Consider the following 26123-nt stretch of genomic DNA (forward strand, 5'->3'; position numbering starts at 1 on the left):
TCTTTTTCCCTGGAACGCCTCCATGACGCAATCCTCGACCCCTGCGCAGCAGGCGGCGCTGCTGGCGCTGCTGCTGGAGCAGGACGCGGAGCCTGCCGCCGCGCCGGCAAGCCCCATCCCCGCCGCGGCCCCGCTGTCGTTCTCGCAACAGCGCCTGTGGTTCCTGCTGCAATACGAGCCCGGCAGCACGGCCTACAACCAGACCCGCGCCTTCGCGCTGCGCGGCGCGCTCGACCGCCGCGCGCTGCAGGCCGCGCTGCGTGCCGTGATCGCCCGCCATCCCGCGCTGCGCACCCGTTTCGTCGCGGACGTCGCCGCGCCGGGCACGTTGCCGCAGCAGGTGGTCGAATCCGCGCCGGCCTTTGCCCTGAACGAAGCAACGCTCGCAGCCGGCCCGGATGCGCTGCAGGCATGCATCGACGCGGAGGCCGCGCGGCCGTTCGATCTCGGCCAGGCGCCGCTGCTGCGCGCCACGCTGCTCACGCGCGCGCACGACGACCACGTGCTGCTGCTGTCGCTGCACCATATCGTCTCGGATGCCGTCTCCAACGCCGTGATCGCGCGCGACCTGGGCACGGCCTATGCGCAGGCGCTGGCGGATGACGGCGCGATCGCGCTACCCGCGCCCGCCACGACCTTCGCCGCCCATGCCAGCCGCCAGCGCGAGCGCCTGGCCAGCGGTGCCCTCGACGCCCAGCGCGCATGGTGGCAGCGCCAGCTGGGCAGCCACGTGCCGGCCCTGCAGTTGCCGACGGATCGCGCGCACGGCAACCCGGCCACGCGCGTCGCCCGGCGCGTCGATGCGGCATTGGACGGACCGACGCTGGAGGCATTGCGCCGCTTCTGCGCGGCGCAGCGCTGCACGCCGTTCGTGGTGCTGCTTGCCGCGTGGCAGGCGCTGCTGAGCCGCTATGCGGGCCAGGACGATTTCGCTGTCGGCGTGCCCCACGCGGGCCGCGACGGCGACGGGCTGGACGACGTGGTCGGGTTCTTCGCCAATACCCATGTCTACCGCTCGCGCACCGCACCCGGCCTCAGCGGCCGCGCGCTGTGCGAGCAATTGCGCGCCGATGCGCTGGGTGCGCTCGGCCACGCCGAACTGCCGTTCGAAGTGCTGCTCGACGGCATGCAGGTGCCGCGCGATGCCGGCCGCAGCCCGCTGTTCCAGGTCATGTTCAACCTGCGCACGGCCACGGCACCGGCCGCGCCGGCACTGCCGGGCCTGCAGGTGCAGCCGGTGGAAGCGCGCCAGACCGGCGCCAAGTTCGACCTGATCCTCGACGTCGAAGACCGCGGTGACGGCATGGCCGTAAGCCTCGAGTACGACTGCGCGCTGTTCGATGCCGCCACCGCGCAGCGCATGCTGCGCCACTACCTGGCCCAGCTGAAGGGCCTGCTGGATCAGCCCGATCTGCCGCTGGCGGCAACGCCGCTGCTTGGCGCTGACGACGCCGCCACGCTGGCGCACCAGCACGCCGCCGGCCAGCCGGCGCGGCACGTTGCTGCCGAAACTGCGCATCGCCGCATCCAGCGCCATGCCGAACAGCAGCCGCACGCAATCGCGCTGCGCCACGGCGACACAACGCTCAGCTATGGCGAACTGGAGCGGCGCGCGAACCGGCTGGCGCACCGGCTGATCGCGCTCGGCGTGGGCCCGGAGGTCCGCGTCGGCATCGCCATGGAGCGTTCGCCGGAGATGATCGTCGGCCTGCTGGCCATCCTGAAGGCCGGCGGCGCCTACGTGCCGTTCGACCCGGCCTATCCCGCCGAGCGCCTGGCCTATCTGTTCGAGGACAGCGGCATCGCCGCCTTGCTGACCCAACCCGCGCTGCGCGGCCTGCTGCCGCGGCGGGACGGACTGCCGGTGCTGGAGATCGATGCGCAGGACGACGGCGGTGCCTGGCCGGAACACGCGCCCGCGGTCGACGTCCGTCCCGAACACCTCGCCTACGTGATCTACACCTCAGGCTCCACCGGCCGCCCCAAGGGCGCGCAGCTGCAGCACGGCAACCTGTCGCGCCTGCTGGCGGCGACGCAGCACTGGTTCGGTTTCGGTCCCGCCGACGTCTGGACGCTGTTCCATTCCTACGCGTTCGACTTCTCGGTCTGGGAGATCTTTGGCGCGCTGTGCCATGGCGGGCAACTGGTGATCGTGCCGTTCCACGTCAGCCGCGCGCCGCAGGAGTTCATTGCGCTGCTGCAGCGCGAGCGCGTCACGGTGCTGAACCAGACCCCGTCGGCGTTCCGCGCGCTGATGGCCCAGCCAGAGCTGTACCGCGCGCCGCTGGCGCTGCGCTACGTCATCTTCGGCGGCGAGGCGCTCGATCTGCAGGCGCTGCGGCCCTGGATCGACCACTTCGGCGATGCGTCGCCGCAGCTGGTCAATATGTATGGCATCACCGAGACCACGGTGCATGTGACCTACCGCCCGATCACGCGCGCCGACCTGGACCCGTCCAGCCGCGCACGCAGCCCGATCGGCGAGCGCATTCCGGACCTGGGCGTGCGTGTGCTGGATCCCGGACTGAACCCGGTCCCGCCCGGCGTGGCCGGTGAACTCTACATTGCCGGCGACGGCCTGGCGCGGGGCTACCTGAATCGTCCGGGTCTGACTGCGGAACGCTTCGTGCCCGATCCGTTCGCCGGCGACGGCGCGCGGCTTTACCGCACCGGCGACCTGGCTCGCTGGCTGCCCGATGGCGAACTGGAGTACCTCGGCCGCATCGACCAGCAACTGAAGATCCGCGGCTTCCGCATCGAGCCGGGCGAAATCGAGGCGCGCATCCTGGCGCAATCGGGCGTGGCCAACGCGGCAGTGATCGCGACCGAGGGACCGTCGGGTGCGCGGTTGGTGGCGTACGTGGTGCCCGCTGCAGGCGCGACGCTGGAAGGCGCGACATTGCGCACCACCCTGGCCGCAGAGCTGCCCGATTACATGGTCCCTGCCGCCTTCGTCGTACTCGACACCCTGCCGCTGACCCCCAACGGCAAGCTCGATCGCCGCGCACTGCCTCCCCCGGCGTTCGACAGCGCCCAAGACTTCGTCGCGCCAGAAGGCGAAGCAGAAACCGCACTCGCCGCGATCTGGTCCGAAGTCCTCAACCTGCCGCGCGTCGGCCGTGCCGACAACTTCTTCGAACTCGGCGGCGATTCGATCCTGAGCCTGCAGATCGTCGCCCGCGCCCGCGCCGCCGGCTGGGTACTGACGCCGCGGCAATTGTTCGAGCGCCAGACGCTGGCAGAGCTGGCGGCGGTCGCAGCGCCAGTGGTGCAGGACGTGATCGACGGCAACGCCGTGCCGGTCGGTGCGGTGCCGCTGCTGCCGATCCAGGCTGATTTCTTCGATGCGCCGATGCGCCAGCGCCACCATTGGAACCAGTCGGTGTTGCTCGATTGCCGCGAGGCTCCGGAATTGCCAGCACTCGCTGAGGCATTGCGCGACCTCGTGGCGCATCACGACGCGCTGCGCTTGCGCTTCGACCAGCGCGACGGCATCTGGCAGCAAGCCTATGCCAACACCGACGCCTGCACGGACCTGCTGTGGATACGCCACGCTGCATCCGAAGCCGAGCGGCTGGCCCACTGCGAAGCCGCCCAGCGCAGCCTTGACCTGGCCGAAGGTCCGCTGCTGCGTGCCGTTGCGCTGCACTGCGGCGAGCGCTGGCAGCTGCTGCTGGTGATCCACCACCTGGTGGTCGATGGCGTGTCGTGGCGCGTTCTGGTCGAGGACCTGCGCGACGCCTACCAGCAGCGCCTGCAGGGCCAGCCCCCTGTGCTGCCCGCCCGCACCGCGTCGTACCAGCGCTGGTCGCAGGCGCTGCGCGCCAATGCCGCCACGCGTGACGCCGAACTGCCGCACTGGCAGGCGCTGGCGCAAGTCGATGCCAGCCTGCCTTGCGACGATCCGACGGGAACCCTGACCATCGCCGAACGCGACGCCGTCACGCTGACGCTGCCGGCCGAACTGACCCAGGCGCTGCTGCAGCGCGCGCCAGCGGCGTACCGCACGCGCGTCAACGACCTGCTGCTGACGGCACTGGCCCGGGCGCTGGGCGCCTGGAGCGGCCGCGCGCAGGTGCTGATCGATCTGGAAAGCCACGGCCGTGTCGCGGGCGTCGATGACACGCTCGACCTGAGCCGCACCGTCGGCTGGTTCACGACGCTGTTCCCGGTCGCCCTAAATGGCACCGGCGCGCTCGATACCGCAATCAAAGCCGTCAAGGAGCAGCTGCGCGCGGTGCCCGGCGATGGCATCGGCTTCGGCCTGCTGCGCCGCTTCGGTTCGTCCGCGCAACAGGTCGCGCTGGCGACCGTACCGAAGCCGGAGGTGGTGTTCAACTACCTGGGCCAGCTCGACACCAGCTTTTCCGACGACAGCCCGTGGCGGCTATCGGGCGACGGCGCGGGCGCCAACCAGGACCCCGCCACGCCGCTGTCGCATCCGCTGTCGGTCAACGGACAGGTACAGGACGGAGAACTGCGCCTGACGCTCGCCTTCGGTCGGGCACGCCATCAGGCGGAGACGGTCCGCCGACTCGCCGAATCCTTGCGCCAGGAACTGGAAGCGCTGATTGCCCACTGCAGTTCGGGCGCTGCGGGTGTCACGCCCAGCGACTTCCCGCTGGCGCGGCTGACGCAGGCAGGACTGGACGCGCTGAAGCTCGATCCGGCGCACGTGCAGGATGTTTATCCGCTATCGCCGATGCAGGCCGGCATGCTGTTCCACAGCGTGCTCAAGCCCGAGGGCAGCGCCTATACCAACCAGTTGCGCGTCGATATCGACGGGCTCGACCCGGCGCGTTTTATCGCGGCGTGGCAGGCTGCACTGGCGCGCCACGACAGTCTGCGCTGCGGCTTTCTGCATCGTGCCGAACAGCCACTGCAGTGGGTGGCCCGCTCCGTGCGGCTGCCGGTGACCATCGAGGACTGGAGCGGCCGCGACGCCGCCGAGCTCGACCGCTTTGCCGCCGCCGAACTGGCCCAGCGCTTCGACCTGACGCAGCCGCCGCTGATGCGCGTGGCGCTGCTGCGCACCGGCGCAAACCGCCACCACCTGGTCTGGACCGTGCACCACCTGCTGCTCGACGGCTGGAGCACCGCGCAGCTGCTGGGCGAAGTGCTGCGCCACTATGCCGGCGAAACGCTGCCCGCCAGCGGCGGCCGCTTTGCCGACTACATCGGCTGGCTGCAGTCGCGCGACGCCGCGGCCGGCGAAGCCTACTGGAAAGCGCAACTGGCACCGCTCGACGCGCCCACCAGCCTGCTTGCGGCGCTGCCGGCGCCGGACCACGGACAAGGGCAGGGCGAACATCACCACGAACTCGACGCCGCCGAGACCGCCGCGCTGGCCGGCTTTGCCCGCACGCAGAAGGTCACGCTTAACACGCTGGTGCAGGCCGCCTGGCTGTTGCTGCTGCAGCGCTGCACCGGGCAGCCTTGCGTGGCCTTCGGCGCCACCGTGGCCGGGCGCCCCGCCGAGCTGCCGGCCGCGCAGCAGATGCTGGGGCTCTTCATCAACACGCTGCCGGTGATCGCATCGCCGCGCCCGCAGCAAGCCGTGGGCGACTGGCTGCGCGAAGTGCAGGCGCTGAACCTGGCGCTGCGCGAGCACGAGCACACCCCGCTCTACAATATCCAGCGCTGGGCCGGACACAGCGGCCAGGCCCTGTTCGATTCGATCGTCGTATTCGAGAACTACCCGGTCGATGCGGCATTGCGCCGCGCGCCGGCCGGGTTGTCGTTCTCCGGCATCGGCAACCGCGCCGAGACCAACTATCCGCTGGCGCTGGTGTTCGCGCACACCGACACGCTGCGTCTGACCTGCCGCTTCGATCGCGCCGTGGTTGGCGAGCCGCAGGCGCAATGGCTGGCGCAGGGCCTGTTCGCCGTGCTGCGCCAGATGGCCGCCGACGCGGCACGCCCGTTGGGCCGGCTCAGCCTGGCCACCGCGGATGTCCGCTTGCCCGCCGCTGCGGCGGCGGCCCAGCTGGCGCACCATTGCTTCGAAGCCCACGCGGCGTCGACGCCGGATGCCGTCGCGCTGGCGGCCGACGGCGCGCCACTGAGCTACCGCGAACTGAACCGGCGCGCCAATGCCCTCGCGCGTCGATTGATCGCCCAAGGCGTAGGCCCCGACGTTCCGGTAGGCGTGCTGGCCGAGCGCTCGGCCGAACTGGTGGTCGCGCTGCTGGCCATCCTCAAGGCCGGCGGTGCCTACGTGCCGTTCGATCCGGACTATCCCGCCGACCGCCTGGCCTTCATGGTCGAAGACAGCGGCGTGGCAATGCTGCTGGCGCAGCGGCCCGACGCGACCGCGGCCTTGCCCGCGAGCGTGCCGGTGATCGACCTGGGCGCGCCGTCCCAGTATGACGGCGAGCACGCCAACCCGGCGCCGGCGCTGCATCCGCACCACCTGGCCTATGTGATCTACACCTCGGGCTCCACCGGGCGGCCGAAAGGCGTGGGCATTTCGCACGGAGCGCTGGCGCACTATCTGCAGGGTCTGCTGCCGCAACTGGCGCTGGCGCCGGCGGCGCGCATGGCCATGGTGTCGACGCCGGCGGCCGACCTCGGCCATACCGTGCTGTTCGGCGCGCTGGCCAGCGGCGGCGCGCTGCACCTGCCTGAGCGCCGCTGCGTGTTCGATGCCGCGGCCTTCGCGCGCTACATGGTTCAGCACCGCATCGGCGTGCTCAAGATCGTGCCCGGCCACCTGCGCGCCCTGCTCGACGGCGCGCAGTCCGCCGGGGTGCCGCTTGCCGACGTGCTGCCCGAACACACGCTGGTGCTGGGCGGCGAAGCCACCGACGCCGCGCTGCGCGCGCGCCTGCACGCGGCGCGGCCGGCGTGCCGGCTGGTCAATCACTACGGGCCGACCGAGACCACCGTGGGCGTGCTCGTGCACGTGGCTGGCACTACTGCGCAGCCCGGGGCGGGCTTGCCGCTGGGGCAGCCGCTGCCCGGCACCGGCGCATATGTGCTGGACGCGGACCTGAGTCCGCTGCCCGACGGCATCGCCGGCGAGCTCTATGTCGGCGGGCCCGCGCTGGCGCGCGGCTACCTCGGCCGGGCCGCGTTGACGGCAGACCGGTTCGTGCCCGATCCGTTTGGCCGCGATGGCGGTCGCCTGTATCGCACCGGCGACCGCGTGCGACGCCGCGCCGACGGCGTGTTCGAGTACCTGGGCCGCACCGACGACCAGGTCAAGATCCGCGGCTTCCGCGTCGAGCCCGCCGAAGCTGCGGCGCAGCTGGCGGCGTTGCCGCAGGTGCGCCAGGCCGCGGTGGTGGCCGTGCCCGCTGCCGTCGGCATGCAGCTGGTCGGCTACGTGGTCCCGCAAGCGGAGGCTCGGCCCGATCCCGCGGCGCTGTGCCGCGCGCTGGCGGCGACGCTCCCGCCGCATATGGTGCCGGCCGCCATCGTGCTGCTCGACGCGCTGCCGCTCACTGCCAACGGCAAGCTCGACCGCCGCGCACTGCCGCCGGCGGACACCGCGGCGCCATCCGGCAGCGCGCTGCAGGAGCCTCCGCAAGGCGAACTCGAAACGCGCCTCGCCCACATCTGGCAGGCGCTGCTGCAGGTGCCCGCCGTGGGCCGACACGACAACTTTTTCGCACTGGGCGGCCATTCGCTGCTGGCCGTGCAGCTCCTGTCCCGGATCCAGGGCGAACTTGGCATCGACGTGCCGCTGGCGCTGCTGTTCGGCGCCGCCACGCTGGCCGAACTGGCCGCGGCGCTGCCGGCCCAGCAACGCCATGCCGATGAAGCCGCCCTGCTGGAACTGGAAGCGTTCGCCAATACCCTGGAGTCAGTCTGAATGATCGAAGCCAACACCGCGGCCCGGCTGGCCGCGCGCTTTGCCACGCTGGCGCCGGCCCAGCGCCGTGCCTTTCTCGACAAGATGGCCGCGCAAGGCATCGCATTCTCGCAATTGCCGATCCCAGCGCTGCCGCGGCCCGATGCCGCGGCCGGCTACGATGCGCCGCTGTCGTACGCGCAGCAGCGCCAGTGGTTCCTGCACCGCTTCGCGCCCGACAGCGCGGCCTACCACATCAGCAGCCGCGTGGAGCTGCGCGGCGAACTCGACATCGGCGCGCTGCAGGCGGCGTTCGCCATGCTGGCGCAACGCCATGAAGCCCTGCGCACGGTGTTCCTGGCGGACCCCGACGGCAAGGTGCGGCAGCATGTGCGCGCCGAAGCCAGCATCGAACTGCCGCTGACCGACTTGTCGGCGGACCCCGCCAGCGCCGATGCGCGCGCCGCTGCAATCGCCGAAGCGCCGTTCGACCTGGGCAGCGCACCGCTGCTGCGCGTGCACCTGCTGCGCCTGGGCGCAGCGCACCATCGGCTGGTGCTGGCGATGCACCATATCGTTTCGGATGGCTGGTCGATGCAACTGCTGATCGACGAGCTGGCGGCGGCCTACCGCGCGCAACGGACCGGCCAGCCCTTGCCCCTGGCAAAGCAGGACATCGGCTACACCGACTATGCGGTGTGGCAGCGCAACTGGCTCGAGGCCGGCGAGCAGGCACGGCAACTCGCCTGGTGGCGGCAAGCGCTGGACGGCGCGCCCGGCGTGCTGGCGCTGCCGACCGACCGCCCGCGCCCGGCCGCCGCGGCCTACCACACGCAGCGCTGCGAGATCGCCATTGCCGACACGCTCGCCCAGGCGCTGCGCCAGCGCTCGCAAGCCTGCGGCGGCACGCTGTTCATGGCGTTGCTGGCGGGCTTCCAGGCGCTGCTGTACCGCTACACCGGCAGCCGCGACCTCTGCGTCGGCGTGCCGGTGGCGGGCCGCAACCGCATCGAAACCGAGCGCGTGGTGGGGCTGTTCGTCAACACCCAGGTCGTGCGCGGGACCATTGACGGCAGCCAGCCGCTGTCAGCGCTGCTCGGCCGGACGCGTGAAGCGGTGCTGGGCGCGCAGGCGCACCAGGACCTGCCGTTCGAGCAACTGGTGGAGGCGCTGCAGCCCGAGCGCAGCCTGAGCTACCACCCGCTGTTCCAGGTGGTGCACAACCACCGCCGCGGCGACCGCGCCGCGCGCGCGTCGCTGCCGGGCCTGGAGCTGGAAAGCGCGCCGGTGGGCGAGCGCACCACGGCACTGGAACTGACGCTCGATACCCGCGAGGACAGCGACGGCCATATCCATGCCTGCTTCCTCTATGCCGCCGAACTGTTCGACGCCGGCACGGTGCAGCGGCTCGCGCGCCATTACGTGCGCCTGCTGGGCCGGCTGGCCGACGCGCCGGAGCAAGGGCTCGATGCGGTGGAGCTGCTCGACGACAGCGAGCGCAGTGGCCTGATGGCGCTGGGCCGGGGCGCGCCGCCTGTGGGCGAGAACCTGCCCGTGCATGCGCACATCGCCCGCCACGCCGCGGCCAATCCTGAAGCCGTCGCCGTCATCTGCGGCGACCAGACCCTGCGCTACGGCGAGCTGCTGGCCCGCGCCGACCGCCTCGCCGCCGTGCTGCACGCGCGCGGCATCGGCGCCGAGCACCGCGTCGGCATCGCCCTGTCGCGCTCGCCCGACCTGGTCGTCGCGCTGCTGGCGGTGATGCGCAGCGGCGCCGCCTACGTGCCGTTCGATCCCGCTTACCCGAAGGACCGGCTGGCCTACCTGTTCGACGACAGCGCAATCCGGCTGCTCGTGACCGAGCCGGCCCTGCTCGATACGCTGCCCGCCCCGGCATCGCTGCCGGTGCTGACGCTCGACACCGTCGATGAGCAGATCGCGCCGCTGACGGAGCAGCCGGTCCACCCCGGCCAGCTTGCCTACGTGATCTACACCTCCGGCTCCACCGGCCGGCCCAAGGGCGTCTGCGTCGCGCACGGCCCGCTGGCCATGCATGTGGCGGCGACCATCGACGCCTACGAGATGGGCCCGCATTCGCGCGAGCTCCACTTCCTCTCGTTCGCCTTTGACGGCGCCCATGAACGCTGGCTGTGCGCGCTCGCCTGCGGCGGCTCGCTGCTGCTGCGCGACGATGCGCTGTGGACGCCCGAGCAGACCGCCGCGGCCATGACCCGCCACGGCGTCACCAACGCCGGCTTCCCGCCCGCCTACCTGCGCCAGCTGGCCGCGTATTGCGAGCAGAGCGGCCAGCGCCCGCCGGTGGCGCTCTACTCCTTCGGCGGCGAGGCCATGCCGCGCGCCGCGTTCGCGCAGGCGCGCCGAGCGCTGGCGCCGCGGACCTTTATCAACGGCTATGGCCCCACCGAAACCGTGGTCACGCCGATGGTATGGAAGGTTCGCGCCGATGCGCCCGAAGCGGAGTTCTCCGGCACCTACGCGCCAATCGGGCGCCCGGTGGGTGCGCGCCGCTGCTACCTGCTGGATGCCGAGCTGAACCTCGTCCCGCCTGGCGTCGCCGGCGAGCTGTATATCGGTGGCGAAGGGCTGGCGCGAGGCTACCTGAACAAGGGTGGCATGACCGCCGAGCGCTTCGTACCCGACCCGTTTGCCGGCGATGGCGCGCGGCTTTACCGCACCGGCGACCTGGCGCGCTGGCTGCCAGATGGCGAACTCGAATACCTGGGCCGCATCGACCAGCAACTGAAGATCCGCGGCTTCCGCATCGAGCCGGGCGAGATCGAGGCGCGCATCCTGGCGCAGCCGGGCGTAGCCAACGCAGCGGTGATTGCGGCGGAAGGACCGTCGGGTGCGCGGTTGGTGGCGTACGTGGTGCCCGCTGCAGGCGCGACGCTGGAAGGCGCGACATTGCGCACCACCCTGGCCGCAGAGCTGCCCGACTACATGGTCCCTGCCGCCTTCGTCGTGCTCGACACCCTGCCGCTGACCCCCAACGGCAAGCTCGACCGCCGCGCACTGCCTTCCCCGGCGTTCGACAGCGCCCAAGACTTCGTCGCGCCAGAAGGCGAAGCAGAAACCGCACTCGCCGCGATCTGGTCCGATGTCCTCAACCTGCCGCGCGTCGGCCGTGCCGACAACTTCTTCGAACTCGGCGGCGATTCGATCCTGAGCCTGCAGATCGTCGCCCGCGCCCGCGCCGCCGGCTGGGTGCTGACGCCGCGGCAATTGTTCGAGCGCCAGACGCTGGCAGAGCTGGCGGCGGTCGCAGCGCCAGTGGTGCAGGACGTGATCGATAGCAACGCGGTGCCGGTCGGTGCGGTGCCGCTGCTGCCGATCCAGGCCGACTTCTTTGAAACGCCGATGCGCCAGCGCCACCACTGGAACCAGTCGGTGTTGCTCGATTGCCGCGCGGCACCCGACGCACCAGCGCTAGCCGCCGCGCTTGCCGATGTGGTAGCGCATCACGATGCGCTGCGCCTGCGCTTCGTCCAGCGCGACGGCGTCTGGCAGCAAGCCTATGCCGGCATCGAAGCCAGCCCGGACCTGCTGTGGGTACGCCACGCCGCGTCGGAGGCGGAACGGCTGGCGCATTGCGAGGCGGCCCAGCGCAGCCTTGACCTGGCCGAAGGTCCGCTGCTGCGTGCCGTCGCGCTGCAATGCGGCGAGCGCTGGCAGTTGCTGCTGGTGATCCACCACCTGGTGGTCGATGGCGTGTCGTGGCGCGTGCTGGTCGAGGACTTGCGCGACGCTTACCAGCAGCGAATGCAGGGCCAGCCGGCCGTGCTGCCCGCCCGCACGGCGTCGTACCAGCGCTGGTCGCAGGCGCTGCGCACCAACGCCGCGACGCGTGATGACGAACTGCCGCACTGGCAGGCGCTGGCGCAAGTCGATGCCAGCCTGCCTTGCGACGATCCGGCCGGCGCCCTGACCATCGCCGAGCGCGACGCCGTCACGCTGGCGCTGCCAGTCGAACTGACCCAGGCGCTGCTGCAGCGCGCCCCGGCGGCGTACCGCACGCGCGTCAACGACCTGCTGCTGACGGCGCTGGCGCGGGCGCTGGGCGCCTGGAGCGGCCGCGCGCAGGTGCTGATCGACCTGGAAAGCCATGGCCGTGTAGCAGGCGTCGACGACACGCTCGACCTGAGCCGCACCGTCGGCTGGTTCACGACGATGTTCCCGGTCGCGCTCGACGGCAGCGGCGCGATCGATGGCGCGATCAAGGCCGTCAAGGAGCAGTTGCGCGCCGTGCCCGGCGACGGCATCGGCTTTGGCCTGCTACGCCGCTTCGGTTCGTCCGCGCAGCAGGCCGCGCTGGCGGCCGTACCGAAGCCCGACGTGGTGTTCAACTACCTGGGCCAGTTCGACGCCAGCTTTGCCGAAGACAGCCCGTGGCGGCTATCGGGCGACAGCGCGGGCGCCAACCAGGACCCCGCCACGCCGCTGTCGCATCCGCTGTCGGTCAGCGGGCAGGTGCAGGACGGACAGCTCAAGCTGTCGGTGGCCTATGCCCGCCGCCGCTACCGCGCCACGACGATCGAAGCGTTCGCGGCGGCGCTGCGCGCGGAACTGGAGGCGGTTGTTGCCCATTGCACCGCCGGAGCCGCCGGCCTGACGCCATCCGACTTCCCGCTCGCCAGTATTTCCCAGGCGCGGCTCGATGCGCTGGCGCTCGTGCCGCAACAGGTGCAGGACCTCTACCCCCTGTCGCCGATGCAGGCGGGCATGCTGTTCCACAGCGTGTTTGCCGAGCACGGCAGCGCCTATACCAACCAGTTGCGCGTCGATGTCGACGGCATCGAGCCGGATCGCTTCACCGCTGCATGGCATGCGGTGCTGGCGCGACACGACAGCCTGCGCAGCGGCTTCCTGCATCGGGCGGATCCGCCGCTGCAGTGGGTGCCCCGGCAGGCGGCGCTGCCCTTGCTGGTCGAGGACTGGCGCGGGCGCAGTACGGACGAGATCGATGCCTTCGCCGACAGCCAGCGCGAGCAGGGCTTCGACCTGACGCAGCCGCCGCTGATGCGACTGGCGCTGCTGCGCACCGGCGCAAACCGCCACCACCTGGTCTGGACCGTGCACCACCTGCTGCTCGACGGCTGGAGCACCGCGCAGCTGCTGGGCGAAGTGCTGCGCCACTATGCCGGCGAAACGCTGCCCGCCAGCGGCGGCCGCTTTGCCGACTACATCGGCTGGCTGCAGTCGCGCGACGCCGCGGCCGGCGAAGCCTTCTGGAAAGCGCAACTGGCACCGCTCGACGCGCCTACCCGCCTGCTGTTGGCATTGCCGACGCCGGAACACGGACAAGGCCAGGGAGAGCATCACCACGAACTCGACGCCGCCGAGACCGCCGCGCTGGCCGGCTTTGCCCGCGCGCAGAAGGTTACGCTGAACACGCTGGTGCAGGCCGCCTGGCTGTTGCTGCTGCAGCGCTGCACCGGCCAGCCGTGCGTGGCCTTCGGTGCCACCGTGGCGGGCCGTCCGGCCGAGCTGCCGGCGGCGCAGCAGATGCTGGGGCTCTTCATCAACACGCTGCCGGTGATCGCATCGCCGCGCCCGCAGCAAGCCGTGGGCGACTGGCTGCGCGAAGTGCAGGCGCTGAACCTGGCGCTGCGCGAGCACGAACACACCGCGCTCTACGACATCCAGCGCTGGGCCGGCCACAGCGGCCAGGCCCTGTTCGATTCGATCGTCGTATTCGAGAACTACCCGGTCGATGCGGCGTTGCGCCGCACGCCGGCCGGGCTTGCATTCTCCGGCGTGCGCAACCGCGCCGAGACCAACTACCCGCTGACGCTGCTGTTCGCGCACACCGACACGCTGCACCTGACCTGCCGCTTCGACCGTGCGCAACTGGCCGCGCCGCACGCCGCGCAACTGGCGCAAAGCCTGTTTGCCGTGCTGCGCCAGCTGGCCGCCGACGCGGCGCAGCCGCTGGGCGAAATCGCACTGATGGCGCCGCCCGAGGCGCGCGCCGCGCTGGCGCTGGGTGCCGACCCGCAGCCCTATCCCGCCGCCGAACCCGTGCACCGGCTGTTCGAAGCGCGTGTGGCGGAGCAGCCCGACGCGATGGCGCTGTGCTTCGGCGAAGAGCGGCTGACTTATGCGGCGCTGAACCACCGCGCCAATGCGCTCGCGCATCGGCTGATCGCACAAGGGGTCGGCCCGGACGTTCCGGTGGGCGTGCTGGCCGAGCGCTCGGTCGAAATGGTCGTTGCACTGCTGGCCATCCTCAAGGCCGGCGGTGCCTACGTGCCGTTCGATCCGGACTATCCGGCCGACCGGCTGGCCTACATGATCGAGGACAGCGGTGTCGCGCTGGTGCTGGTGCAGCGCCACGATGCGATGCCGGCGCTGTCCCGTGCCGTGGGAATCGTCGACCTGTCCGATCCGGCGCTCTATACGCAGGGCGGCGACCGCAACCCGGCCCCCGCACTGTCGCCGGAAAACCTGGCCTACGTCATCTACACCTCCGGCTCCACCGGGCGGCCCAAGGGCGCCGGCAACCGGCACGGCGCGCTGTATAACCGGCTCTGGTGGATGCAGGCGCAGTACCGGCTGGATGCCGGCGACACGGTGCTGCAGAAGACCCCGTTCAGCTTCGACGTCTCGGTCTGGGAGTTCTTCTGGCCGCTGATGACGGGCGCGCGGCTGGCGCTGGCGGCGCCGGGCGACCATCGCGATCCGCAGCGGATCGCCGCGCTGATCGCGCAGCATGGCGTCACCACGCTGCATTTCGTGCCGGCGATGCTGCAGGCCTTCGTCGCCGATGGCACCGTGGCGCCCAGGTGCGCCAGCGTGCGCCACATCGTCTGCAGCGGCGAGGCGCTGCCGGCGGAGCTGGCCCGCCGCACCATGGCCCTGTTGCCTCACGCAGGCCTGCACAACCTGTACGGCCCCACCGAGGCGGCGATCGACGTCACCCACTGGACCTGCCGCGACAACGGCGGGCATGCGGTGCCGATCGGGCGGCCCATCGCCAATGTCAGCGCGCATGTGCTCGACGGCGCGCTGCAGCCGGTCCCTGATGGCGTCGCGGGTGAGCTGTATCTCGGCGGCGCGGGACTGGCGCGCGGCTACCTCGGCCGCGCGGCGCTGACGGCCGAGCGTTTTGTCGCCGATCCGCACAGCGCGCAGGGCGAGCGTCTCTACCGCACCGGCGACCTGGCGCGGCGGCGCGCCGACGGCCAGATCGAATACCTGGGCCGGCTCGATCACCAGGTCAAGATCCGCGGCCTGCGCATCGAGCTGGGCGAGATCGAAGCCCGCCTGCTCGCGCACGGCAGTGTGCGCGAGGCCGTGGCCGTTGCGCTGACCGGCGACGGCCCGGCGCGGCTGGTGGCGTATGCGGTGCCCGCGGCCGGCACAGCGATCGACACCGATGCGCTGCGTGCCTGGCTGGCGCAGGCGTTGCCTGACTACATGGTGCCCGGCGCCATCGTCGTGCTGGAGCGCATGCCGGTCACGCCCAACGGCAAGCTGGACCGCCGCGCGCTGCCGTCGCCGGAGTTCACCGGTACCAGCGCCTACGAGGCGCCGCAGCCCGGCGTGGAAGCGGTGCTGGCGGAAACCTGGGCCGCCGTGCTGAAGGTCGCGCGCGTCGGCCGCCACGACAACTTCTTCGAACTGGGTGGCGATTCGATCCTGAGCCTGCAGATCGTCGCGCGGCTGCGCGCGCTGGGCTGGCTGCTGACGCCCAGGCAGCTGTTCGAACGGCAGACGCTGGCCGCGGTGGCGCAGGCGTTGTCGCCGCTGGATGCCAATGCCGGCGAGGTGCGCGCAGCAGCGACGCCGCGCCGAGCCACCCTGCGCAGCGAGGACTTTCCGCTGGCGCGCCTGTCGCAAGGCCAGCTCGACGGCCTCGGCCTGAACGCTGCGCAAGTGCAGGACCTCTACCCGCTGTCGCCGATGCAGGCGGGCATGCTGTACCACAGCGTGGCGCGCGCGGATGCCGGCAGTGCCTATATCAACCAGTTGCGGGTCGATGTCGACGGTCTGGACGCCGCCCGCTTCGCACAGGCCTGGCGCGAGGCGCTGGGATGCCACGATGCCTTGCGCACGGGCTTCCTGCAGCGCGGCGAGCAGCCGCTGCAATGGGTGGCGCACGCGGTGCCGCTGCCGCTGGCCGAACACGACTGGTCGGCGCAGCCGCCCGAAGCGCTGCCGGCCGCGCTGGACCAGCTCGCCGCGGCGGACCTGGCCCGGGGTTTCGACCTGGAATGCCCGCCGCTGATGCGGCTGACACTGGTGCGCACCGGCGCGGACCGGCACCACCTGGTCTGGACCGTGCATCACCTGCTGCTCGATGGCTGGAGCACGTCGCAACTGCTGGGCGAGGTGCTGAAGCGCTATGCGGGCGAGGCGGTAGCCCCGGCCGAAGGCCGCTTTGCCGACTACATCCGCTGGCTGCAGCAGCGCGATGCCGGTGCCGCGCAGGCGTTCTGGGCCGGCCAGCTCGATGGCTTCGACACGCCCACGCGGCTGGCGCAGGCGCTGCCGGCGCCCGCCGCGGGCGAAGGCTACGGGCTGTTGCAGCATGCCTGCAGCGCGGCGCTGACCGAGCGGCTGTCGGCCTACGCCCGCGCGCAGAAGGTCACGCTCAACACCGTGGTGCAGGCCGCGTGGCTGCTGCTGTTGCAGCGCTACACCGGCCAGCGCCGCGTGGCCTTCGGCGCCACCGTGGCCGGGCGCCCGGCCGACGTGCCGGGCAGCCAGCAGATGCTGGGACTGTTCATCAACACGCTGCCGGTGCTGTCCGCACCGCGGCCCGAACAGGCGCTGGGCGACTGGCTGCGCGAACTGCAGGCCTTCAACCTGGCCGCACGCGAGCACGGCCATACGCCGCTGTCCGACCTCCAGCGCTGGGGCGGCCAGGCCGGCCAGCGGCTGTTCGACAGCATCCTGGTGTTCGAGAACTTCCCTCTCGAAGACGCGCTGGCATCGGCCAGCCGCAGCGGGCTGCGCTTGCAGACGCAAGGCAGCACGGGGCTGACCGAATACGAGATGGACGTCGAGGTCAGCCTGCGCCAGACCCTGCGGCTGGGCTTTACCTACATGCGGCGCGCGTTCGACGCCGCGCAGGTGGCGCGCATCTGTGCGCAGATGACTGGGCTGCTGGAAGCGATCGGCACCGTGCCCGGGCAGACCGTCGGCGCGCTCAGCCTGCTGACGCAGCAAGAGCGCACCGCGCTGCTGGCGCTGGGCCGGGGCGCGCCGCCTGCGGGCGAGAACCTGCCCGTGCATGCGCACATCGCCCGCCACGCCGCGGCCAATCCTGAAGCCGTCGCCGTCATCTGCGGCGACCAGGCCCTGCGCTACGGCGAGCTGCTGGCCCGCGCCGACCGCCTCGCCGCCGTGCTGCACGCGCGCGGCATCGGCGCCGAGCACCGCGTCGGCATCGCCCTGTCGCGCTCGCCCGACCTGGTCGTCGCGCTGCTGGCGGTGATGCGCAGCGGCGCCGCCTACGTGCCGTTCGATCCCGCTTACCCGAAGGACCGGCTGGCCTACCTGTTCGACGACAGTGCGATCCGGCTGCTCGTCACCGAGCCGGCCCTGCTCGATACGCTGCCCGCTCCGGCATCGCTGCCGGTGCTGACGCTCGACACCGTCGATGAGCAGATCGCGCCGCTGACGGAGCAGCCGGTCCACCCCGGCCAGCTTGCCTACGTGATCTACACCTCCGGCTCCACCGGCCGGCCCAAGGGCGTCTGCGTCGCGCACGGCCCGCTTGCCATGCATGTGGCCGCGACCATCGACGCCTACGAGATGGGCCCGCATTCGCGCGAGCTGCATTTCCTCTCGTTCGCCTTTGACGGCGCCCATGAACGCTGGCTGTGCGCGCTTGCCTGCGGCGGCTCGCTGCTGCTGCGCGACGATGCGCTGTGGACGCCCGAGCAGACCGCCGCGGCCATGACCCGCCACGGTGTCACCAACGCCGGCTTCCCGCCCGCCTACCTGCGCCAGCTGGCCGAGTATTGCGAGCAGAGCGGCGAGCGCCCGCCGGTGGCGCTCTACTCCTTCGGCGGCGAGGCCATGCCGCGCGCCGCGTTTGCGCAGGCGCGCCGAGCGCTGGCGCCGCGGTCCTTTATCAACGGCTATGGCCCCACCGAAACCGTGGTCACGCCGATGGTATGGAAGGTCCGCGCCGATGCGCCCGAAGCGGAGTTCTCCGGCACCTACGCGCCGATCGGGCGCCCGGTGGGTGCGCGCTGCTGCTACCTGCTGGATGCCGAGCTGAACCTCGTCCCGCCGGGCGTCGCCGGCGAGCTGTATATCGGCGGCGAAGGGCTGGCGCGAGGCTACCTGAACAAGGGCGGCATGACCGCCGAGCGCTTCGTACCCGACCCGTTTGCTGGCGACGGCGCGCGCCTTTACCGCACCGGCGACTTGGCGCGCTGGCTGCCTGACGGTCAGCTCGAATACCTTGGCCGCATCGACCAGCAACTGAAGATCCGCGGCTTCCGTATCGAGCCGGGCGAGATCGAAGCGCGCATCCTGGCGCAAGCCGGAGTGGGTAATGCGGCGGTGATCGCCGCCGAGGGACCGTCGGGTGCGCGGTTGGTGGCGTACGTGGTGCCCGCTGCAGGCGCGACGCTGGAAGGCGCGACACTGCGCGCCGCGCTGGCCGCCGAACTGCCCGACTACATGGTCCCTGCAGCCTTCGTCGTGCTCGACACCTTGCCGCTGACCCCCAACGGCAAGCTCGACCGCCGCGCACTGCCTGTGCCAGGCGACGAAACCTCCGACCAGTACGTGGCGCCCCGAACCGAAGCGCAACGCTGGCTCGCCCAGGTATGGCAGGACGTGCTGGGCGTGCCGCGCGTGGGGCTGGACGATAACTTCTTCGCGCTCGGCGGCGATTCGCTGCTGAGCCTGAAGGTGATTTCCCGCGTCCGTGCCAACCGGGCGCTGGGACTCGACCTGAAGCTGCGCGACCTGATGCGCACGCCGACCATCGGGCAGTTGCTGCCGGATGGCGAGCCCGCCGTGGCCGGGCCGGGCGCCAAGCCCGCCGCGCTGCGCGTGCTCGCGGCGGGGCCGGCCAACGCCACGCTGCCGCCGATTGCCTGCATCCATGCAGCGCTGGGCACGCTGTTCGACTACGACGCCATCGTCGCGCAGCTTGGCGCGCAGCGCACGGTGTACGGCTTCCAGGCGCGCGCGCTGGCCGATCCGGCGTGGCGCGATGCGTCGCTGGCGTCGATCGCGGCGGACTATGTGCGCGAATGGCGCGCCGTGCAGCCGCAAGGGCCTTACCTGCTGCTGGGATGGTCGCTCGGCGCGACGCTGGCCACGCTGATGGCGCGCGAACTGGAAGCGCAGGGACAGACCGTGCAATGGCTGGGGCTGGTCGATCCGTTCGTTCCGGAGCCACGGCCGCACGCCGGCGCCGCGACGCCAGGCTGGCCCGCCGCGCTGGCGGCTTTTTCCGCACGCCTGCTGCCGGATGCGGCACCGCCCGCGCTGCCTGCCGATGCAGCGCCCGAGCCCGATGCCGCAGCGGTGCGCGCGCTGCTGGCACCGTGCATTGCCGCCTCGGCGGCGCCGCAGGCAGCGCTGGGGGCCGACGAACTGGCGCACATGTTCCTGGCCGCGCATCGGCTCGGCTTGCTCGCCGCGGCCCAGCGCGCGCTGCCCGTGGTCCAGGCACCCCGCGCGCTGTGGTGGCGCGCCGGCCGCGACGGCGCTGCCGCGCGGCTGGCCGGCTGGCTCGGTGCCCCGCGCGAAGAGACCGTACTGGAAGGTGTGGACCACCACGCGATCGTGCGCGACCCGCGCTTGCTGGCGCAGCTGCGCCGCAGTGTCGGGGCCCGCCCCGAGCCCATTACCGAAGCGCGACACCCCGCTACCGGCACGGCCACCCTCCCGACGTAGGAGGCGTGAATGAAACTTTTTAACGCTAATGACAATGATTTGCATTTACAATACGGCCGAAATCAAGAACGCCGAATGTCAGGAGGAATATGCACAGCGGTAGAACGGGTCGCCCGAGCCAGGGCCGGTCAAGCCATCAACCCTTTGCGCTGACGGCGCTGGCGCTGGCGGCCTCCATGCAGTGCGCGCACGCGCAGGACAGCGGCACGGCGCAGGCGGGAACGACTGCGGAGGTACAGTTGCCCGCCGTCAGCGTGCGCGCTGACAGCGTGGAAAACTACGGGCCGGCGAACAAGAAGTCGGTGTCCGCCACCAAGTCCGATGTGCCGGTCGCGGACACGCCCCAGTCGATCAGCGTCATCACCGCCGACCAGATGCGCGCGCAGGGGGCGCAGCGGGTCGAGGAGGCGCTGCGCTACAGCGCCGGCGTGCGCACCGAGCCCATCGTCGATACCCGGCGCAGCTTCTACATGATCCGCGGCTTCACCGTGTCGCAGAACAGCCAGTACCTGGATGGGCTGAAACTGCCGGCCTCGGGCGGCTACGGCGGCTGGGAACTGGACCCGTACGGCATGGAGCGCGTCGACGTGGTGCGCGGCCCGTCGTCGGTGCTGTACGGGCAGACTTCGCCCGGCGGCCTGGTCAACCAGATCAGCAAGCGGCCGCAGGCCGAGACCGCCAACGAGATCAACCTCAGCTTCGGCAACTATGACCGCAAGGAGGTCTCCGGCGACTTCACCGGCGCGCTCGACAAGGACGGCAAGGTGCTGTACCGCCTGACCGCGCTGGCGCGCGACAGCGGCACGCAGACCAACATGGCCGGCGACGACCGCTTCTTCATCGCGCCGCAGATCACCTGGCGCCCCACCGACGCCACCAGCTTCACCGCCTACGCGCAGATCTACCACGACAACGCCGGCAACAGCGCCAACTTCCTGCCGGCGCTGGGCACGGTCACGCCGCTGGCCAACGGCTCGAAGATCCCGACCGACCTGTTCACCGGCGAGCCCGGCTTCGACCGCTTCAAGCGCGAGCAGTACCTGGCCGGCTACGAGTTCTCGCATCGCCTGAACGATACCGTGACGCTGCGCCAGAACCTGCGCTACGGCCACATGTACGTCAGCTACGAGAACATCGGCGGCAACGGGGGGCTGGTGGCGAATCCGCCCAACGGCCCTTACCTGCTGCGTCGCATCGGCCTGCGCTCGAACGAGTCGTTCGATCTGTTCACGGTCGACAACCAGGCACAGATCAAGGTGAAGCATGGCATCTTCGACCATACCATCCTGACCGGCATCGACTATTCGCGTTCGACCTTCAGCCGCCTGCGCGGCCTGACCGGCAACACGCCGGCCGCACAGCCGCCGCTGAACATCTTCAACCCGGTCTACGGCAATTTCGTCGCCCCCAACTACCAGACCGACGAGGACACCACGCGCAGCCAGATCGGCTTCTACCTGCAGGACATGGTGCGGATCTCGGACCGCTTCATGCTGCAGCTCGCCGGCCGCTACGACAAGGCCAAGGTCGACACCGACACGCGCACGCTGTCGACCAACGCCGTTGCCCGCACCGGCAGCGACGACGGCAAGTTCACCGGCCGCGCCGGCCTGCTGTGGGAAGGACCGTACGGCCTGTCGCCCTACGTCAGCTATTCCACCTCGTTCGAGCCGGCCACGGCGGTGCCGCTGTTCGGCGGCGGCACGCCGCAGCCCACCACCGGCAAGCAGTACGAGGCCGGGCTGAAGTGGCAGCCCGCCGGCAGCCGCAGCTTCGCCCAGATGTCATTGTTCGACCTGACCCAGGCCAACGTGCTGACCACGTCGCCGGTCAACGGCTTCTCGTCGCAGCTGGGCGAGGTGCGCTCGCGCGGCGTGGAGCTGGAAGGCACGTGGTCGGTCACGCCGAACTTCAACATCCTGGCGTCGTACACGTACACCGATGCCGAAGTCACGAAGGCGGGCCCGAATGCGCCCAACGCCGGCAAGACGCCGCAATACGTGCCCCGGCACATGGCATCGCTGTGGGCGGACTACCGGCTCTCCGGCGGTTTCCTTGCCGGGGTCTGGCTGGGCGGCGGCGTGCGCTACGTCAGCAAGACCTACGACCAGACCAACGTGACCGAGGTGCCCGGCTTCACGCTGGTCGACCTGGCCGCGAGCTATTCGTTTGCGCGGCACTACACGCTGCGGCTGAACGTCAACAACCTGTTCGACAAGACCTACGTTGCCGCCTGCGACAGCGCCACCAACTGCTATTACGGCCGTCGCCGCACCATCATCGGCACGGTGACGTACCGCTGGTAAGCCCGGCATGGCGTTGCAAGCCAACCGTTGACGGCAGGCACGGCCCTGCACCCGCTACGGGTGCGGGGCCGCTGCCTTGCAGGAGTTCCATCACATGAAAGCCCCCACGCTGCGCTTCTGGTACGCGATCCACCGCTGGACCAGCCTGCTCTGCACCCTGAACCTGCTGGTGCTGTGCCTCACCGGCCTGCTGCTGATCTTCCACGAGGACATCGACGCGCTGGCCGGCCAGGAACACCACGGCCTGGTGTCCGCCGAACGCACCCTGCCCGTGCCCGCGCAGCGCCCGCCGCTGCAGGGCATGGTCGATGCCGCGCGCGCCGCCCACCCCGGCCAGGCGCCCAAGTCGATCGCCTTCGCCGAGGACGACGCCGATGCCGTCGGCGTGCGCGTCGGCCCGCCCGGCGAGCCCAAGCTGCGCCATGGCACCACCCTTCAGTTCGATGCCGCGACCGGCGCGCCGCGCAAGCCCGGGCCGGCCGGCGAGACCGTCAGCGGCTTTATCCTGAAGCTGCACCTGAACCTGTTCCTGGGCCTGCCCGGGCAGTTCTTCATCGGCTTTATCGGCGTGCTGTTCGCGCTCAGCCTGATCAGCGGCCTGGTGCTGTACGGGCCCTTCATGCGCAAGCTGGCGTTCGGGCTGGTGCGTTTCGGCAAGCCGGTGCGGGTGGTGCAGGCGGACCTGCACAACCTGTTCGGCATCGTGGTGATGGTATGGGCGCTGGTGGTCGGGCTGACCGGCACCTTCCTGTCTTTTTCCCCGCTGATCATCGGGCTGTGGCAGAAGACCGAGTTGCAGCACCTGATCGCCACGCTGCCCGGGCCGACGCCGCCGGAACTGGTGCCGGTCGACCGCGCGCTGGACGCCGCCCACCGGGCCGTGCCGGGCAAGGACCCTGCTTTCGTGTTCTACCCCGGCACCGAGTTCTCCACCGGCCGCCACTACGGCGTGGTGCTGCGCGGCCATACCGAGCTGCAGAAGCGCGTCTATGCGATCGTGCTGGTCGATGCCGGCGACGGCAGCGTCGCCGCGGTGCGCGGCATGCCGTGGTACCTGCAGGTGCTGCTGCTGTCGGCCCCGTTCCACTTCGGCGACTATGCCGGCAGGCCGCTGCAGGTCCTGTGGGCGCTGCTGACCGTGATCACGGCGGGGGCCACCGTGACCGGACTGATCTTCTGGCTCAAGCGGCCGCGGCGCAGCCGCGAGGACGCGCGCGCAGCGCTGCCGCCGCAATTGTCGGGAGACCAGGCATGAAACTGATCGACGATACCTGGCCGATGCCGCTGCTGCTGGGCGCGTTGTCGCTGGGCGGCCTTGCCGCCGGCATTTTTGGCGACGGCGCGTGGGATGCGCTGTGCTGGATCGGCCTGGGCGTGCCGGTCGCGGTCACCGCGCGCTGGCTGTGGCGGCAGTGGCGCGGGCGGGGGCAATCTCCGCAGCGCTGAGCGCCGCGCGTGTCCGCCCATCCGCCACCAGCGGGCACGTGCCGCAGTACCCCTCGCCTGGCAGGCGGTGGTTCAGGCAGCAGACGCGCCGCACCGGCGCCACGCCGGGCAGCCCGGGCGCCGCGCCCGGACGGAAGGCGCCGTGGAACGGATTGGCGAAGCCGTCGGCGGACATGGCGTTGCCGTTCCACGCGAGCACTTCCGCGCGCTGTGCCGCCGCAAGCGCGGGATGTGCGGCCAGTTGCCGCGCGACGCCCGAGGCGGCGACACCACCGGTACACCAGAGCAGCCGCGGCGACACGCGTGCGGCGGCGGCAAATGCCGCCACCACCTGCGGCAGGTGTTGCCCGAGCAGGGGCGACAGCAAGCGCGGCAGCGTCCCCGTTTCCGGCGCACCGTCATCGGGCAGCACCAGGCTGGCGAGACGGCCGTCGGCCGCGCCTTTCCATTCGAGCGCCGGATCATCGAACGGCAGGCTGCGCCGATGCAGCGCTGCCGCCACCAGCGCGCCCGGCAGCACTGCGAGCGTGTAGTCGCGAAACCATGCCGCGGCCAGCGCGCGCCGGTCGTCGCAGCCCAGCGCCTGCGCGAGCCTGGCGAGGCAGGCATCCGCCCAGCTGCGGTCCAGCGCCGCGGCGCTGACCGGGGGCAGCGCTGACTGCGCGCCAAGGGCGAGGCGCTCGGCGAACGGGCGCAGCGGTCCGGTAAAAAACGGCGCAAGGATGGGGATCATTGGGTTTCTGGTGCGTTCGCCCCGCATGCCCTATGCGGGGGCTACGTCACGGAAGACGAATGCCGCGGCCTGGAAATTACCGGCGCAACCGGCTTGTGGCTTAGGGGTGAGGGACTGCGGTTGATGTTTCCCGCCTGTTTGCTCCCCTCTCCCGCGTGCGGGAGAGGGGCCGGGGGTGAGGGCCGGCGCATCAACGAAGTCATCCGCATCCATCCGTGCGCGTCCACCTGTCCCCGCTATTCGCCGACGACCTAATTTTCCCGCGCGGCCGCACGTCATCGGGTCAGTAACGACCCTCAATCCAAGCCCGCATGACGCTATTTGCCTCCCTGCCGCGCACGCTGCGCCTCACCATCGTCCTGGCCGCCGCGGCCAGCCTGGCCGCGGGCCTGTGCGCGGTCGGCATGGTGGCGCTGATCAACCGCGTGCTGGCCACGCAGGGCGCCGAGGCGCCGCGGCTGGCGCTGCCGTTCGCGGCGCTGGCCGTCGCCGTGCTGGCCTGCCGCACGCTGGCGTCGACGCTGTTCGTGCGCGTCAGCCAGAGCGCGCTGGCGCGCATCCGCGCGCAGATCTGCGAACGCTTTATCGGCGCGCCCTATCCGCATATCGAGCAGACCGGCAATGCGCGCGTGCAGGCGGCGCTGGCGGACGACAGCACCCATGTCGCCAACGGCCTGTCGGTGATTCCGGTGGTGCTGACCAACGCCATGGTGGTGCTGGGCTGCCTGGGCTACCTGGCGTGGCTGTCGCTGCCGACCTTCGCCATTGCCTGCGCCATCCTGGGCGTCGGCTCGTGGATCTATCACCGGAACCACCGCCGCGCGCTGGTGCACCTGAAGCAGGCCGGCATCGCCCAGGACGCGCTGCACGGCCAGTTCAAGGCGCTGGTGGCGGGTGCGCGCGAACTCAAGCTCAACCATGACAAGCAGCGCAGCTTCCTGCGCGACAGCCTGGGCGCCACGCTGGAAGCGGTGCGCGCGGCGCGCACGCGCGGGCTGTCGATCTTTTTCGTGGCGCTGGGGTTCGGCAGCTTCCTGTTCTTCGCGGTGATCGGCGGCGTGCTGTTCGCGCCGCGCGCGACGCCGCTCGACCCCGCGGTGATGACCGGCTTCACCATCATGTTCCTCTACATCATGTCGCCGCTGGAATCGCTGCTGAACGCGCTGCCGGCGCTGAGCATGGCACGCGTCGCCTACGCGCGCATCGAAGCGCTCGGTGCCGATGCCGACCCGGAAGCGCCGCCGGGCGCGGCGCCCGCCGCGCCGTTCTCGTCGGTCGCGCTCGACGGGGCCAGCCACCGCTATTTCCACGAAGGCGAGAACAGCTTCTTCGCGCTGGGCCCAGTCGACCTGGTGCTGCGCGCCGGCGAGATCGTGTTCCTGGTGGGCGGCAACGGCAGCGGCAAGACCACGCTGGCCAAGCTGGTCGCGGGCCTGTACCCGCCGCTGTCGGGCCGGCTGCTGCATAACGGCAAGGCGGCGGACCCGGCGCGGCTGGCCGACTACCGGGCGCTGTTCTCGGCGGTGTTCTCGGACTTCCACCTGTTCGACACGCTGCTCGCGCACGATCCGCAGGATGAGGCCCTGGCCAACCGGCTGATCGAGCGCTTCCAGCTTGGCCACAAGGTCAGCGTGCGCGCGGGCCGCTTCACCACGCAGGCGCTGTCGCAGGGCCAGCGCAAGCGGCTGGCGCTGATCGTCGCCTGCCTGGAGCGCCGGCCGGTGCTGATCCTCGACGAATGGGCAGCCGACCAGGACCCGCTGTTCAAGGACATCTTCTATCGCGAGGTGCTGCCGGAACTGCGCGCGCAGGGCAAGGCGGTGCTGGTGATCTCGCACGACGACCGCTACTTCGGGCTGGCCGACCGGGTGATCCGGATCGAGAACGGGCAGATTGCCGCCGACACCGCGCCGCAAGACCTCACGCGCTTGCCCGAAGCGTCCGCCGCCTGACG

7 protein-coding genes are annotated in these 26123 nt (G+C 71.1%); 6 read left to right on the forward strand and 1 reads right to left on the reverse strand.

The genetic code is table 11. The features are described from left to right. The first annotated feature begins 22 nt into the window (after positions 1-22). The 5 genes from CBM2594_RS20755 to CBM2594_RS20775 all read left to right on the forward strand — a co-directional run bounded on the left by CBM2594_RS20755 (position 23) and on the right by CBM2594_RS20775 (position 23436). Positions 23-7816: a non-ribosomal peptide synthetase gene (locus CBM2594_RS20755; RefSeq protein WP_116358666.1), complete on the forward strand. Its 7794-nt coding sequence runs from the start codon at positions 23-25 to the stop codon at positions 7814-7816. Then, positions 7817-19684 (forward strand): non-ribosomal peptide synthetase, encoded by an 11868-nt coding sequence (locus CBM2594_RS20760; RefSeq protein ID WP_198048182.1) that lies wholly within the window; start codon positions 7817-7819, stop codon positions 19682-19684. It begins immediately after the preceding gene. A 176-nt stretch (positions 19685-19860) separates the two neighbouring features. Beyond that, positions 19861-21990: a TonB-dependent siderophore receptor gene (locus CBM2594_RS20765; RefSeq protein ID WP_232346699.1), complete on the forward strand. Its 2130-nt coding sequence runs from the start codon at positions 19861-19863 to the stop codon at positions 21988-21990. A 94-nt stretch (positions 21991-22084) separates the two neighbouring features. Further along, the gene (locus CBM2594_RS20770; RefSeq protein ID WP_116358668.1) at positions 22085-23245 is read left to right on the forward strand and encodes a PepSY-associated TM helix domain-containing protein; all 1161 of its coding nucleotides are present in this window, start codon (positions 22085-22087) and stop codon (positions 23243-23245) included. Beyond that, positions 23242-23436, forward strand: coding sequence for a hypothetical protein (locus CBM2594_RS20775; RefSeq protein ID WP_116358669.1), 195 nt, complete (start codon positions 23242-23244; stop codon positions 23434-23436). Before CBM2594_RS20770 ends, CBM2594_RS20775 begins: the two co-directional genes overlap by 4 nt. Here the strand turns inward: CBM2594_RS20775 and fhuF are convergent. Beyond that, entirely contained in the window at positions 23378-24196 is an 819-nt protein-coding gene (fhuF, locus tag CBM2594_RS20780) for a siderophore-iron reductase FhuF (protein ID WP_232346700.1), read from the reverse strand. The two genes, CBM2594_RS20775 and fhuF, sit on opposite strands and share 59 nt — an antisense overlap. Positions 24197-24480: 284 nt before the next feature. Between fhuF and CBM2594_RS20785 the strand changes: the two genes are divergently transcribed. After that, positions 24481-26121 (forward strand): cyclic peptide export ABC transporter, encoded by a 1641-nt coding sequence (locus CBM2594_RS20785; protein WP_116358671.1) that lies wholly within the window; start codon positions 24481-24483, stop codon positions 26119-26121. The last annotated feature ends 2 nt before the right edge of the window (positions 26122-26123 follow it).

The sequence above is a fragment of the Cupriavidus taiwanensis genome, assembly GCF_900249755.1.
GTDB classification, from domain to species: domain Bacteria; phylum Pseudomonadota; class Gammaproteobacteria; order Burkholderiales; family Burkholderiaceae; genus Cupriavidus; species Cupriavidus taiwanensis_D.

What these genes read in the sequence shown, in the direction of transcription:
- CBM2594_RS20755 (WP_116358666.1), top strand. Translation starts at nt 23, where the DNA reads ATGACGCAATCCTCGACCCCTGCGCAGCAGGCGGCGCTGCTGGCGCTG.
- CBM2594_RS20760 (WP_198048182.1), top strand. Translation starts at nt 7,817, where the DNA reads ATGATCGAAGCCAACACCGCGGCCCGGCTGGCCGCGCGCTTTGCCACG.
- CBM2594_RS20765 (WP_232346699.1), top strand. Translation starts at nt 19,861, where the DNA reads ATGCAGTGCGCGCACGCGCAGGACAGCGGCACGGCGCAGGCGGGAACG.
- CBM2594_RS20770 (WP_116358668.1), top strand. Translation starts at nt 22,085, where the DNA reads ATGAAAGCCCCCACGCTGCGCTTCTGGTACGCGATCCACCGCTGGACC.
- CBM2594_RS20775 (WP_116358669.1), top strand. Translation starts at nt 23,242, where the DNA reads ATGAAACTGATCGACGATACCTGGCCGATGCCGCTGCTGCTGGGCGCG.
- fhuF (WP_232346700.1), bottom strand. Translation starts at nt 24,196, where the DNA reads ATGCGGGGCGAACGCACCAGAAACCCAATGATCCCCATCCTTGCGCCG.
- CBM2594_RS20785 (WP_116358671.1), top strand. Translation starts at nt 24,481, where the DNA reads ATGACGCTATTTGCCTCCCTGCCGCGCACGCTGCGCCTCACCATCGTC.